The sequence below is a fragment of the Nostoc sp. GT001 genome (assembly GCF_030382115.1).
Classification (GTDB): domain Bacteria; phylum Cyanobacteriota; class Cyanobacteriia; order Cyanobacteriales; family Nostocaceae; genus Nostoc.
In genome coordinates this window covers 5,795,717-5,809,618 of record NZ_JAUDRJ010000003.1, presented here as the reverse complement: position 1 = coordinate 5,809,618, position 13,902 = coordinate 5,795,717, and the positions used below count along the sequence as shown (strand labels likewise).

Annotated in this window: 16 protein-coding genes; 11 read left to right on the top strand and 5 right to left on the bottom strand. The window is 42.7% G+C overall.

The genetic code is table 11. From position 1 onward, the window contains the following. Window positions 1–54: 54 nt before the first annotated feature. Complete coding sequence (locus tag QUD05_RS27415) at window positions 55–852, bottom strand: 15,16-dihydrobiliverdin:ferredoxin oxidoreductase (protein ID WP_289798831.1); 798 nt, start codon at window positions 850–852, stop codon at window positions 55–57. Window positions 853–1,075: 223 nt separating this feature from the next. Further along, complete coding sequence (locus QUD05_RS27410) at window positions 1,076–1,654, bottom strand: phycobiliprotein lyase (protein ID WP_289798830.1); 579 nt, start codon at window positions 1,652–1,654, stop codon at window positions 1,076–1,078. 115 nt (window positions 1,655–1,769) lie between these two features. On the opposite strand from QUD05_RS27410, the gene QUD05_RS27405 reads away from it, so the two are divergent. Then, complete coding sequence (locus QUD05_RS27405) at window positions 1,770–2,594, top strand: pentapeptide repeat-containing protein (protein ID WP_289798829.1); 825 nt, start codon at window positions 1,770–1,772, stop codon at window positions 2,592–2,594. Window positions 2,595–2,735: 141 nt separating this feature from the next. Here QUD05_RS27405 and QUD05_RS27400 read toward each other — a convergent pair whose 3' ends face one another. Continuing rightward, window positions 2,736–2,936, bottom strand: a complete 201-nt coding sequence (locus QUD05_RS27400) for a hypothetical protein (RefSeq protein ID WP_289798828.1) — start codon at window positions 2,934–2,936, stop codon at window positions 2,736–2,738. Between the two features lie 151 nt (window positions 2,937–3,087). Further along, window positions 3,088–3,750 carry a HEAT repeat domain-containing protein gene (locus tag QUD05_RS27395; protein ID WP_289798827.1) on the bottom strand — a complete coding sequence of 221 codons (663 nt, stop codon included), beginning with the start codon at window positions 3,748–3,750 and terminating at the stop codon, window positions 3,088–3,090. A gap of 187 nt (window positions 3,751–3,937) precedes the next feature. Between QUD05_RS27395 and QUD05_RS27390 the strand changes: the two genes are divergently transcribed. The 10 genes from QUD05_RS27390 (at window position 3,938) to QUD05_RS27345 (ending at window position 13,254) form a co-directional block, all read left to right on the top strand. Next, entirely contained in the window at window positions 3,938–4,519 is a 582-nt protein-coding gene (locus tag QUD05_RS27390; RefSeq protein ID WP_289798826.1) for a bilin-binding protein, read from the top strand. A gap of 445 nt (window positions 4,520–4,964) precedes the next feature. Further along, window positions 4,965–5,828, top strand: a complete 864-nt coding sequence (locus QUD05_RS27385) for a phycobilisome linker polypeptide (protein ID WP_289798825.1) — start codon at window positions 4,965–4,967, stop codon at window positions 5,826–5,828. A 430-nt stretch (window positions 5,829–6,258) separates the two neighbouring features. Next, entirely contained in the window at window positions 6,259–7,017 is a 759-nt protein-coding gene (locus tag QUD05_RS27380) for a phycobilisome rod-core linker polypeptide (protein WP_289798824.1), read from the top strand. A gap of 220 nt (window positions 7,018–7,237) precedes the next feature. Beyond that, window positions 7,238–7,774 carry a phycobiliprotein lyase gene (locus QUD05_RS27375; protein WP_289798823.1) on the top strand — a complete coding sequence of 179 codons (537 nt, stop codon included), beginning with the start codon at window positions 7,238–7,240 and terminating at the stop codon, window positions 7,772–7,774. A gap of 91 nt (window positions 7,775–7,865) precedes the next feature. Then, the gene (locus tag QUD05_RS27370; protein ID WP_289798822.1) at window positions 7,866–8,495 is read left to right on the top strand and encodes a chromophore lyase CpcT/CpeT; all 630 of its coding nucleotides are present in this window, start codon (window positions 7,866–7,868) and stop codon (window positions 8,493–8,495) included. Further along, complete coding sequence (locus QUD05_RS27365) at window positions 8,489–8,827, top strand: CpeR family transcriptional regulator (RefSeq protein ID WP_289798821.1); 339 nt, start codon at window positions 8,489–8,491, stop codon at window positions 8,825–8,827. Before QUD05_RS27370 ends, QUD05_RS27365 begins: the two co-directional genes overlap by 7 nt. Window positions 8,828–9,613: 786 nt before the next feature. Further along, the gene (locus tag QUD05_RS27360) at window positions 9,614–10,183 is read left to right on the top strand and encodes a hypothetical protein (protein ID WP_289798820.1); all 570 of its coding nucleotides are present in this window, start codon (window positions 9,614–9,616) and stop codon (window positions 10,181–10,183) included. Window positions 10,184–10,403: 220 nt separating this feature from the next. Continuing rightward, a complete protein-coding gene (locus QUD05_RS27355) occupies window positions 10,404–11,228 on the top strand; it encodes a phycobilisome rod-core linker polypeptide (protein ID WP_289798819.1) in 825 nt (274 codons plus the stop codon). Continuing rightward, the gene (locus QUD05_RS27350; RefSeq protein ID WP_289798818.1) at window positions 11,170–11,412 is read left to right on the top strand and encodes a hypothetical protein; all 243 of its coding nucleotides are present in this window, start codon (window positions 11,170–11,172) and stop codon (window positions 11,410–11,412) included. The genes QUD05_RS27355 and QUD05_RS27350 overlap by 59 nt, the downstream gene beginning before the upstream one ends. Before the next feature lie 630 nt (window positions 11,413–12,042). Beyond that, on the top strand, window positions 12,043–13,254 hold the full coding sequence (locus tag QUD05_RS27345; protein WP_289798817.1) for a sensor domain-containing diguanylate cyclase: 1,212 nt from the start codon (window positions 12,043–12,045) through the stop codon (window positions 13,252–13,254). A gap of 34 nt (window positions 13,255–13,288) precedes the next feature. Here the strand turns inward: QUD05_RS27345 and QUD05_RS27340 are convergent, their stop codons facing one another. Continuing rightward, complete coding sequence (locus QUD05_RS27340) at window positions 13,289–13,882, bottom strand: TetR/AcrR family transcriptional regulator (protein WP_289798816.1); 594 nt, start codon at window positions 13,880–13,882, stop codon at window positions 13,289–13,291. Between the last annotated feature and the right edge of the window lie 20 nt (window positions 13,883–13,902).

Here is a 13,902-nt window from a genome sequence, read left to right as displayed (position 1 = left end):
CTACCTGGTTGTTGAGCGTAGTCGAAACACTGCCTCCTGCCTTCTCCCTTGGCGCTAGCCTCTCCCTTTGGGAGAAGGGGAGACGCTAAAAGCGATCTGCCTCCTGCCTTCTGCCCTCATCTTTTGCCTAGCACCAACTGCTAGGGGAACAGCATCTTCAAATAAGAATTCATGGAGAAAGCGCTCTGCCCATTCATGACCAAAGTAACTGCTAAACAAACCAGATGCGGGATCGCGGTCTGCACTATATTGGTCATAGTCTTTTTGGGCTTTGACAATCCGCTGGATATCTTCAGGGTCTGGGAGCGGTTTGGCATCTGCTAACATTTGCCAATACAAGTTTAAATAATCCTGAAAAGCTTCAAAGACTCGTGTTGCCACTGTTTCCGGGTCGGTTTTGGCAAACAATAGGTATTTAGAAAAATACTGGTTGGCATCGTAAAACTTCATTTCTAAGTTTTGCGCCAAATCCGGGTATTTATCGTGGAGAGATTTTAGCGGAAATATATATTTTTTTTGATAGTCTTCATCCTGAAATAAAGGCTGAAAATCAAGCACAATCAGGTTTTTGACTTTCCCAAAGGATAAAAAATCAATCCCTAACAGAGGTAAATCGTAGTGATGACTGGGATAAATCACGCTGTTAAAAATTTGAGCGCTTTCCCCAGCATCAATGTAGGTATAACGAATTTTCCGCAACTCTTGACATTGGTGACACCAACTGCGAATAGTTGCTGGGTTTCTGCCGCGATCGCTAACTTTGAATTCCAAACCAGGGGGAATAACCCTACTTTGTAAATCAAACCGCTGAAATAGCTCTTTTTCTAAAAATTCCAGGAAAGGCTTATACATGGAGCATGATTTGTTAACCCTTGCATGAAAATAAGTTATGGCGATCGCGCACGTCTCATTTATGAGAAACAAAGCAACATTCCTTAATGGGGCATGGGGCATTGGGCATTGGGAATGGGGAAAGGGAAAGGGGTAAGGGGAAAAGGGNGAAAGATTAAATTTATTCCTTTTCCCTTTTCCCTTTAACCTTTTCCCCTGCTCCCCCTGCCTCCCCCACTCCCCTCTAACGCCTAGCATGATTGCGACCGATCATTTGCTCCAAGACTTCTTGGGAAACACAGCGACGCTCGGAACAATAAGTCATCAAGTTGATTCCGTTCATCATTCGTACTGTACTGACTCTGACACGAAAATCATCCGTCACAAACCAACAACGTTCCTGACCTTGATTATTGTCGTAGTCAGTATCAATCGTCAGCACTCCATCATCAGCAAACTGATATCGGCTCACAACTGGAATGCTCTCAACATAGCCTTGGTTGCGAATCAGTTTTCCAGAACGCCTCGTTTCGTCGGGAACATCAACCAAAATCGCAGCATTATCGGTATTCGGTAGCCTGGTATCTAGGTTAGCTTGCCATGCAAAGCTAGCACCGCCTGTTGCTTTACTAGGATCTATTCCTTGAGCTTTACAAACTTCTTGGACTTTCGGATCGTCATTTCCCATGACTTTTATAATCAAATTTGACTCCCCCGACTCATCCGCCGCCGAGTCAAAATGATGAACGGCGCGTTCCGTAAACCATGTACCCTCACTTTTACGGAAGAAGTCGATCATTGTCAAAGGCGGTATTATATGCATCTGTTTTGAAACCTCGTTTGATCAAATTTTGGCGTTATTAATACTAGTGATGAGATGAAGTCCCGATTTAACTAAAGTGTAGAATAACTCCAAAAGTGATATTTTAATCAGCTTGATGACAAATAGTGAAATTCAACTTATTACAAGCGTTCGCCCCAGTCCAACTCCAGAAATTTTAACAGCCCTCAAAGCCGGAATCCCTGTAGATTCGGTAGAGTTGTACCAATTTAATCTAAAGGAAGTCGATTTCCGACAAGCTAACTTGAGTAAAGCCAAGCTATTGGGAGCCGATCTCAGTGAGGTGGTATTAAGTAATATCGATTTGAGTGGAGCAGATTTGCGAGGCGCTAATCTGCGAGGAGCCGATTTGAGTGGGGCTAATTTGCAGGGAGCCTATTTAAACCGTGCTGATCTCCAACAAGCAAATCTCAGTGGTGCAAATTTGGAGGGAGCTAAACTCCAAGTAGCGCGTTATGATTCACAAACGAAATGGCCTGAAGAATATAACTACAAAGCTTCGGGAGCGGTAGGGCCAGGTGCTAATCTCAATGGTGCTTTTCTGAATACAGCTTCTTTACGAAATGCAGATTTACAAGGTGCTAATCTGCGTGGAGCCTACCTGAGTGGCGCTGACTTGACAGGAGCCAATTTGCAAGGTGCTTCTCTGAGTGGTGCTGATTTGACAAAAGCTTATTTGACAGGGGCTTGCTTACGAAATGCTCGATTGACTGGAGCCGATTTGCGGGATACAGACCTGCGAGCAACCGATCTCAGTGATGCAGAGATGGAGCATCTTCTAAGTATCGCTGGGGCAGATTTTACTCTTGCTCAAGGACTCACAGAAGCAACTAAAGCGATGCTTTCCAGTCGTCCACATTCAGAACTCGACGTTTGGAACGCCTATACCCGCACAACAACTCGTGAAAGTTTGAGTGCTTGACCGTGCCAATTTTAGATTTTAGATGCAAGCCGCGCTCCTTGTGAGCGAAATAAATTCAAAATCCAAGTTGCGCTGGAAGCCTACTAAATCAAGGTGCGACCCAAAATCCAAAATTGTTTGATCAGTTTTTCTGTAGCGAGTTTACAACGGCTGCCAGTTCTTTTTCAGGAGTGCTAAAAATGTCGCGTATCCTTCGGAAAAACCGGGCGGATCGGGTAGAACATATTGTGGAAATTCTTTATACGATCGCCAAGGTTCCGAAGCATTATGCCGCAAATGTAAGGCACATTCTGAGGAACCTGGTAGTCGCCAAGTCATTTGACCAGCTTGTATATCAGTCACAAATGCCTCCTCATATAGAAAAAGTTGATCTTTTCTTCCAGATTTTGGCAGAGTAACCGGATATTTTGGTCAAATTTAAGGTAAAATAAAATATTTACTACTTATTTAATAAGTTTTTTCACAATATTGCATTGCGGACAAACCCAGGCCGCTATTGTGGCAACAGGTCTTCTAAAGCAGCTCCAACAACTCGGTGATCTTTATCCTGTCTAAGTTGGTTCAGGGCTGCTTTGGCTTCCGGCTCATCATATCGTTTGAGAGCATAGCTAACTCGCACGCGCATCCGCCAAGATTCATCATTTACCAACTTTAGTATTTGGGATAATGCCGCAGCACGTTGGTTAGAATTAGCCAGTAAGCCAAGTGCATCAACAGAAGATTCCCGAACAGTGAAATCTTCATCTTTTAAACCCTGAATGCAGATATCAAATAGTTCTTCAGGGCAATCCATTTCAGCGATCGCAGCCAAAATACTCCGTCTAACTAGCCAGTGGTCATCCTGATAATATGCCAAAACTAGATGAGAAACTGCGACTCTGCCAAATAGCGATAAAGAATTTGCCGCCTCCGCCCGCACGTTGGGAGTATCATCAAATTTCATAATTTGCATCAAAGCTGCAAAAGATTCCGCTGATTGTTGATTACCCAAACCCCTGGCCACAAAAGAACGCACCAAAAATTCTGAGTCATGAAGTTTACTGGTGAGCAGAGGAACTGCAACTTCTGATTCATAATCATTGAGGGCAGCGATCGCCTTCAAACGATAGTGAAAATCTGGGTTCTTTAGTTCTGCTTGGATTTTATGGATTTCCATAAGTGCATTTGGTACAGCTATTCTTTACTTTATTTTACAGATGTCACCAAATGGCGATCGCATTCTAAGAAGATTGAATCTAAGGGCATTGGGATACAAGAGGCAGAGGGGAAAGAACTTGTAGAAGAACTCTCCCCCGCTCCCCCGCTCCCCCACCCCAATGCCCCATGCCCTATCCCATAAATCAATGACTCAATTAAGCGAAACCGTTAAAGAATTAATAGCCAAAGCTAGAATTGTCAGCTTTGCTGAGTGGGAACATTCCCATCCACAAGCAGCGATCGCCATATTTCAAGCTGCGGATGATGCTTTTCGCTACCTGAGCGATGAAGATTTATTGCAGATTAAAACCTTGTCACCCGATAATTCTGAGTTGATTCCTGTTGCTCAATTGTTACGCGATCGCGCAGCCGAAATCGTTGATGAATCTAGAGAACAAGTTTTGGCGACTTATCCCGAAATTATCCAGCCTGGAGGCGGTCTTTATCCACCTGAACGTGCCCAAGCTTGCTGGCGAGATTTTTGGCATTTTCTCCGCTGTATTACTTATGGCATAGCAGGTGGCCACACTGAGTATACAAATACCACAGGACTGCATTATATGAACTTGCTCTATCAGGAATTACAAGTTCCGTTGGATGCAATGGTTTTAGGCTTAAAAAGCATCAAGGCTGCTAGTTTGAAACGCTGCCAAGCCGATCGGCAGCAAATTCTTGCTCCCTATTTTGACCATTTAATCAGCCAATTGGCTACTTTCCAAATTCGATAAGTTAAGTGGGTATGAATAATTAAAGGTTGCTATTCAGGGCTGAAGCTCCTGCTAAAAGACAATCTTAATTAATTTTACATTGCGTAGTATAGTTGAATTTATTCATGCCCACTTATTGAGATAAACTTGGGTGAATCAGCATTATTAATACTCTGGCTCAAGGGAATGGGATAATACCATCACTTGCATCCCAATTGCAAATCAAATACTAAAAAAAGCTGAATTTTCTCTAAAGTATTATTTAACTTAACAAATTTTAATAAATATGGTTTCGGCATCGTATCACAATGTGTAAAGGCAAACGATGCAAAAACTTAAAATCATCACGACTAATAAGGATTTAAAGTCTCTATGTCCCCTACTTTGTCACTATGATGTAAAGTTTTTTAACATCTGCTGAATATCCTTCTCATAAAATTTAGTTGTTAACTGGGAGATAGTTTGAATGACTTTTGGACCAGCATCACGATTAGGGGTCGCTCTATTTGAAGACACCGATCCCATTGATCTGTGGCCAAATCGCTCTAATGAGGATGTTGAAACCGTAATTAGAAGTGTCTACAAGCAAGTTCTAGGCAACGCTTATGTAATGGAGAGTGAGCGGCTTTCCGTTGCTGAATCTCAACTCAAACGGGGTGAAATTAGCGTTCGCGGGTTTGTGCGTCAAGTCGGGAAGTCGGAACTTTACCGTTCGCGGTTTTTTGATAGCGCCCCTCGTTATCGGGCGATTGAATTAAATTTCAGACATTTCCTTGGTCGTGCGCCATTGGATCTAGAAGAAACGCGTACACACAGCACTATTCTAGATACAAAGGGCTTTGAAGGTGAGATTGATTCTTATCTAGACAGCGACGAATACCAAGAAACTTTTGGGGAAAACATTGTCCCTTATATTCGGGGCTACAAAACCGAAGCTATCAAGAGTTTGGTTCAGTTTACCCACTTGTTTCAACTGGTACGTGGTTCCTCTAGCAGCAGCCTGAAAGGTGACTTAGCTGGCAAACAACCAAAATTAAACAGTTTGCTAATTCAAAGCACACCTACTCCTGTAATTTCACCAGCCAGCAAGGGCGCTACATTCCGCAACCCAACATCTACTCCTCGCACTCGTCAGGGTGTGGGTTCTGGTGATGATGGAAAGGTCTACCGGATTGAAGTCACTGGCTACAAGGCAAATGTGGTAAATAACATTTCCAAATTTCGCCGCAGTAACCAAGTCTTTTTCGTCCCATACAATAAGCTTTCACAAGAGTATCAGCGGATTCACAAGCAGGGCGGTACGATCGCCAGTATTACCCCTGTCAACTAAAGAATAGAAATTGGGGATTTAGAGATTAGGGATTGGGAAATAATTCCGCTGTACTCAGTCTCTAATCTTTCAATGCCCAGTGTCGCTCGTTCTGGGATTTACGCAAAACTACAGGCACTTCAGAGGCAATATGCGGGAAGTTTGCTTCTCTGTTAGACGCTTCGGCAATGCGCCTACATACATTACCCTGACCTAAAAATTATTCTTTTCGGCTGTAGTTTGCGTAAATCCTGATCGATCAAAAGTTAGCTAAAGCGATCGCTGCTGTCAGTTGTCAAATCCGAAAATATTTAACCCACTTTCACAAACTAAAGTTTTACAAAAGCTAGTCAGTAGCAAAAATAACTGACAACTGATGGAAAATTCTACCTATACAACGGGTAGGATGATCGGAAATTTAATTTAATTAGCGTTTTCAGGAGATACTTCAATGTCACTTTGGGCTATTGATTCACCTACTGTTGAGCTGCGTCCGAACACCAGCGAAAGTGAATTACAAACACTGATTCGGGCAGTTTACAAACAGGTTTTGGGTAATGCTCACTTGTTGGAAAGTGAGCGACTAGCCACTGCTGAATCGCAATTGCGCGATCGCAAAATCAGCGTCCGCGAATTCGTCAACACCGTTGCCAAATCAGAACTTTATCAATCCCTGTTTTTCAACTCTTCTTCCCAGTATCGGTTCATTGAACTGAACTTCAAACACCTGCTAGGGCGTCCTCCTGCTGATCAAGCAGAAATTTCCGAACACGTCCGCATCTACAACGAACAGGGCTATGATGCTGAGATCGACTCTTATATCGATAGCAACGAATATCAGCAAAATTTTGGCGAGAATATCGTTCCTTATGTTCGCAGCACAAGCTCCCAAATCGGAATTAAGAATGTTACCTTTAACCGCACCTTTAGTTTAGTCAGAGGATTCGCTAGCAGTGATAGCGATCGCAAAGCCAAACTAATCGGCGATATTGGTTCTAATTTACCCACATCCATCAAAGCTCCCGCAGCTGGTTCTAGTGTCAACAGCACCGACAAACGCTTCTTGATTAAAGCTGTTAAAGGTGCAGGTAATCTCCGTACTCGTCTGGGCAACCTGGAATATGTAGTTAACTACAACCAACTATCTGGACAAGTGCAAAACATTCATCGGACAGGCGGCAAAATTATCAGTATCACCGAAGTTGCTTAGATTTGTCTAAGTAAGGGAGTGAGGATTGGGGAATGGGGACAAGGGGATAAAAGAAAACTTTCTAACCTCTAACTCTTGTAGAGACGCGATTAATCGCGTCTCTACTCCTAACTCCTAAATGCGGTTGTAGTCAAGGAGGCTAACATATAGACTAGGAGAATAACTCTTTAACCAAGATTTTTCTTGGATTTTAAGCTACTTTTTTAAGATCACTTTTCTAATGGAAATTACTGAATTTTTTGAACTTTCAATTGGACGATGGCGATCGCAGCGTAGCGCTCATCATTTAGCATTTGCCCACTTTGAAGAGGTATTATCTAACATTGAAATTGAGTCTCTATCCACCACCGATCCAGCAGTCGTGGCAATCTGTCAATTGTATGACACTGAACCCGCCAGTATCACTCATCCCTTTCGGATGACTTGGGAAGGTGAGTCAGACTGGGACGATAAACCAATTTCTGGCAGTACTGTACTAGTACCAATTCCCGATGTCGAAAATCCTTCTAGAGGCAAACTCCTGCGGGACAAGGGGTACGCTGAAACAATTCCAGCAGTGGCTAAATATCATCTGAGTGACGATGGTATTTTTACCCTGCTAACAGAGTATGAACTCGCTGCTGCTGAGGAAAGAATTTGGTTTGCTAACCCAAATCTCCGATTTCGGGTAGCGACGATTAAAACCAGTGATGGTAAAGGCGTGACAACAGCTTCCTTTTCTTCAGAAATTCGCTCTTTGTCAAGTGCAAAAAGTTAGCAATATCAGGTTAAAACATAAAAGGATACAGGCTCCTAAATTTATTTAGGGGGATTGTAATGCGTGAATTTTGAATTTGGAGCGAAGCGACGTGACGATAGCGCCCAGCGAATCTAGCACCAACGCTAGCGATTTGCTCACCTTAGCCTGTTGGATGGCAGGAGATTTTAGCAACTACAAGCAATCTTTTGCAAATCCGCAACTTTACGCCCACATTCACATTTATTTTCGTCCTTTACCATTGGAATTTTTTTCTGGTATCGGTTTTTATTCTGAACAAGCTTATGACCACGATTTATGGACACCCTATCGTCAAGGAGTACATCGAGTAGTAGATTGGGGCGATCGCATTTATATCGAAAATTACAGCTTGAAAGATCCTATGCTTTATGCAGGTGCGGCTCGTGAATTAGATATCCTCAAAACCATCACCCCAGAAAGTATCGAACGGCGTTATCACTGTTCAATGGTTTTCCAACGAGAAGGTGAAATGTTTCGAGGCAGTGTGGAACCGGGCAATCAATGTCTGATTCAACGCAACGGATGCCAGACATATCTTGTCAGCGAAGTAGAAATAACCGAGCGTACTTGGATAAGTCTAGATAAAGGTATGGATATTGAAACCCACAAGCAAATATGGGGATCTACCGCTGGCCCATTACAATTTGACAAACGGCAAAGTTTTGCTGATGAATTACCTGTGGTGAGCGCATTATGTTGATTCAGCTTGAATCTGTTAAAACCAAAATGTTGCCTCCACTGGCTGAAAAAAAGATGCGCTGCTGGATTCGCAGCCGCCATTTGATTTGTTCGGGTAATTTTTTTATATTCGAGACATTAGAATATACAACGATTGAGAGATTCTCTGAATGCGTTGCTTCTTTAGGAGGGACAGTAATATCCGTTGACCCCATTAATAAAATTTGGATGGGAGATCATCGCCAAGTTATTTTATATCAGGCAAAAGCTAGTTTACATACACCTCATCATACTTTGAAACAATACTGGATAAAATACGGTGGTTTCTACACTAGATTTGATGAGCGTGCTTGAAAGTTACTATCTTGTAGAAATTCTTCTGACAGGTGTTTATACTTGAATTCAAAATTAAGTTTTGAATTTTAAATACTCCCCAAGGGGGTTGACGGCTAATTGTTAATGTCTAATTGCTAATTTCCGATCGTGATTAGCTGTTAGTTATTAATAGTTAGCCGTCTAAGTTTGTTAGAAAATGTAACTAAAAAAATCCCAAAAAGTTGATAAGTTAATATCAATAACCAGTAATTAGTAAATCTAAAGTAACGTGAGTTCGATGAACCTCTCCCTCCCAGCCTCCCTCTCCTAAACGGAAAGGGAGGAGCAACCAACGAAAAATTCAGCTTTTTGCTCCCCTCTCCGTGACGGAGAGGGGTTGGGGGAGAGGTCAAATAAGACTTGTCGAACTCACGTTAAAGTAGGGTGTGTTATGACTTTAGCCTAACGCACCATGTTATCGAGAGGTGTCTTAGCAATACGGTTGGGATAAGCATTCTTAACCTTCCTTGTGGTTTGGGAAAAGGGTAAGGGGTAAAGAGGTCTATGTTTGAATTTACCCTTTTCCTTTTACCATTTCCCCCTTAACCAAACCGTATTGGGTGTGTTAGGTGCTTTGATTTATATTTTTTGTAACAAATCATCTCAAATATCCCCTTAACACAACGCCCTTCAGGTAATGCTCCTAACGTCACTAACACTAGTTACTGTCCTACTGGTCTACGCTCAAATTCCAAATTAAGTCTTGAATTTGCTTTTTGCTATTCGGCTTTCTGGTTTTATGACTGTAAATATGGAGGTATCTTTGTGTCTAACGATCTTTCTCGACGTCAGCTTTTGAAGGCGGGTGGCGGCTTCCTTGGTGGAACAGCGTGTACGACTCTACTCGGTAGTAATCTCGCTTCTGTTTTGGCATCCACTACTTTATCGGGGCAAACAGAGTGGCGATACTGTCAGAAATGTCAAGCAATGTTCTTCAACGGATATCTGAGCAAGGGCTATTGTCCTGCTGCTGCTGGTGGACACGAGGCAGCGGGGTATAACTTCGTCCTCCCCCATGACGTTCCTCCAACACCTAACGCTCAAAGAGATTGGCGATACTGTCAAAAATGTCAAGTAATGTTCTTCGACGGATACCTGAGCAAGGGCTATTGTCCTGCTGGTGGTGGACACGAGGCAGCAGGGTATAACTTCGTCCTCCCCCATGATGTTCCTCCAACACCGAGCGCTCAAGCAGAGTGGCGATACTGTTACAAATGTCAAGCGATGTTCTTCAACGGATATCCAAGCAAGGGCTATTGTCCTGCTGGTGGTGGACACGAAGCGGCGGGGTATAACTTCGTCCTCCCGCATTTTATACCAGGGCAGGACATATGAGACAATAAATGCAGTTATATAGCGGTGCGTTAGCGCTTTAATTTATATTTTTTTTGTGACAAATCATCTTGAAATATGCGTCTAACACAACGCCAGTTACTTCTCCTGTCGGAGACCCTGCGTGAACAAGCCGGGGAACCCGTCCAACCCACTGGTTCCCCTACAGAAATTTTATTCTTAGTTTCCAAAATTAGTCACTCTTACCCACACTAACCCAACTATGCAGACCTTCTTAGACGAAGAAACCAGACGACGCCAATATCAAGCATTTCCCCAAACAGAACCTATCGAACTGTGGACTACTGCTTCAGCTGATGACATTGAAATTGTCATTCGGGCAGTTTATCGGCAAGTGTTGGGTAATGCCTATATCATGGAAAGTGAGCGGCTTATTGTTCCAGAATCTCAACTCAAGCAAGGCATAATCGATGTGCGTGAGTTTGTGCGTCAAGTTGCCAAATCAGAGTTGTATCGCTCTAGATTTTTTGATAACGTTTACCGCTATCGGGCAATTGAACTGAACTTTAAGCACCTACTCGGCCGCGCTCCCGATGATTACTCCGAAACTAAACATCACAGCAACATTCTAGATGAGGAGGGTTTTGAGGCAGATATTGATTCTTATCTTGATAGCGACGAGTATCTAGATGCCTTTGGTGAGAACATAGTGCCATATTACCGGGGTTATAAAACTCAAACGGGCAAAAAGATATTGGAATTTACCAATATGTTACAATTGCTGCGGAGCAACTCTAGCAGTGATAAGAACTTAGCAAATAATAATGAACCTCAACTGGTGCGATCGCTAATTACCAACGTTCCTTACGGTAGACAGAAACTCACGGATATTAATGCATTGCTGGCTGAAATATTCAAGCCCAAGCCAGAAACTGCTGCTCCAGTTAATACCTTTATTGCAAGCTCCTACAGCAGCCGAACAAAGCTTGCGGCAAAAGATTCAAGAGCAAGAAAGCCAGATTGCAACTTTGCAACAACAATTAGCAGACTTAAGACCATTTGCCAGCATCGGCACAACAAAATTTAGTAGTAGTTGGCAGTCTTCTAGTTCGCCCACCAGCACAGGTGAATATACATCTTTGCAACAGCAAGCTGACGCCCAAGAAAAACAGATTGCAGCTTTGCAAGAGCAAATTGCTGATTCCCGACGGTCTGCCATAATTGGAGAAGCCCGATTGAATAAGTGGCGCAGTCGAGTTTTTAATGGTTAATTTCTCTAATGTTTAGTTTTATCGGGTGGGTTAGGCAAGTTTAACTCACCCATTTTTTACTGTGGACATGATATAAAACCAAGACCTCGTTGGTGAATTCAAGGTCTAATATCATGTCCGTCAAATTACCCATAATAAAATAACCCCACCCCCAACCCCCTCCCTTTCAAGGGCAGGCTTTTAGGCTTTCGATAAATAGTTGAGAATGTTCTCAATTATTGAACGTAGTTTTAAGTTCTCAGACAATGGTTTTGGTTTTAAAATCCCAAAAATTTGTCTAATCAAAAAAACCTGCCCCAGAAAGGGAGAGGGGGTGGGGTGTAACGACTGTGGGAATCATAACTAATTATACGGACATGATATAAGACTGTGCTGTGCTGCAAAGTTAAGCGATCGCTCAAGCAAATTATGAGAAGAAGTTCCCCTAACCAGTTTCTAACCCTCGGAACTTATATACGTACAAACAAATTAGTGGTATCAAAAACATTAATTTATGATTAAGAACTCTAACAATATAATAAGTTTTGATAATTTTTTGCGAATATTGATATTTTTTAAGTTCCTTTTGGGCAAAAGACCTTGTAAGTATCTAGATACTTAGGGAATTTGCACAGGGAAAGTTAGGGTGACATGAACAACAGAGCAAACCAAAGGCATGAAGCACATCATGTAATAAAATATTTCTGTATATTCAACCGAATGTTGATTTTTGTTGCAGAGATGTTAATGTCAGGCAGCCTTGTTGCTGGAGAGGTAATGCTGCGGTTGTTCCAAAATTTCCAGTGTCCCAAACTTTCCTGGCTAAGGCTTAGACACTCATCGGTGAAAACTCAAGCTGTTCCTCTACCTGATAATGAAGCGGAAAGGCTCAAAGCCCTGGCGGACTACAATATTCTAGATACCCTACCCGAACAAGCTTTTGATGACCTAACAGCTATTGCTGCCTACATTTGTAAGACTCCAATTGCTTTAATTAGCTTAGTTGATAGCGATCGCCAATGGTTTAAATCTAAGGTTGGACTAAAAAATAGCGAAACACCCAGAGATGGGTCTTTTTGCTCCCATGCCATTCTTCAACCAGAAGATATATTAGTGGTTCCCAACGCCATTAAAGACGATCGCTTTAATAACAATCCCTTAGTCAAAGGCAATCCCAAAATTCGTTTTTATGCTGGTGTTCCTCTACTTACGCCCGATGGTCTTCCAATTGGGACGTTGTGTGTTCTAGATACCATTCCTCATCACCTAACTTACCAGCAGTTAGATGCACTGCGCCGCTTAAGTCGTCAGGCGATCGCTCAAATAGAACTCATTCAGGAAGTTCGCAACCGCAAACAAGCAGAAATAGAAGGAAGACAGTTATTGCTGACCGATGAACTAACAGGTTTGCATAACCGACGTGCTTTCTTCCTAATGGCTGCACAGCAGTTGAAAATTGCTCAGCGCATGAAAGTGTTTTGCTGGGTGATGTTCATTGATTTAGATGGGCTAAAACAGATTAACGACACCCTTGGTCATGACATGGGAGATGCCTTGATTATTGATGCTGGTCGATTACTTAAGCAAACTTTTCGGAACTCAGATATTGTTGCCCGCTTGGGTGGCGATGAGTTCATTGTTTTCATCTCTAGCTACTTTAAGGACGCTGATAGTATCCAAGGGCGTCTACAAACAAATATCGCCAACTTTAATCAACAGCAAAACTGTAGTTATAAACTTTCGATGAGTATCGGCATAGAGCGTTATTCTCCAGAGAGCAATATGTCACTAGAACAACTAATCGCTAGGTCTGATGAATTAATGTATGCTCAAAAGCGGCTCAAGCGGCAATCTCTTATATGAAGGGGAAAGGGTACAGGGGACTGGGGATTGGAAATTAGGTAGGTAAATTGCTTTTCACGAAAAGCTCCAAAGCACGGCGAATATATGCCTCCCAAGACTCAGAGGTGGGAGGGAAGATTTGAGCGTAGAGCATTGCCCCACTCATCAAGTCGAAGATTAAATCGCTGTCTGTGTCAGTCTGGATTTCGTTTCTTGTTTTTGCACGCTCGATCACGACTCGGAAGGCTTGGCGTCGCGGTTGTAGGTATTTTGCCCAATAGACCTGGCTAAACTGTGGACTACTCGAAGCGGTGCTGAGGATCAAGGCTTTAATCTGACAACCCAAGGGAGTTAGGGTGGTTCTGGCGGCACTCTCAATGATGAGATCGAGATCACTCCAAAGACTACCAGTATCCGGTATTGATATTTCTTCTCTTAAACTTTCAATAGCATCTGCTACGAGTTCTTCTTTAGAACTATAACGCCTATAGATGGTAGGTTTTCCTACCCCAGCACGCGCTGCGATCGCTTCAATACTCATGCGTTCATATCCAACTTCCGCTAACAAATCCAAGGCCGCTTTGAGGATGGCTTGATGTGATAGGACACTCCGAGGTCGTCCGGGCGAGTTTTTGACAGATTCACTCATGAAATCTTACCGATTGACAT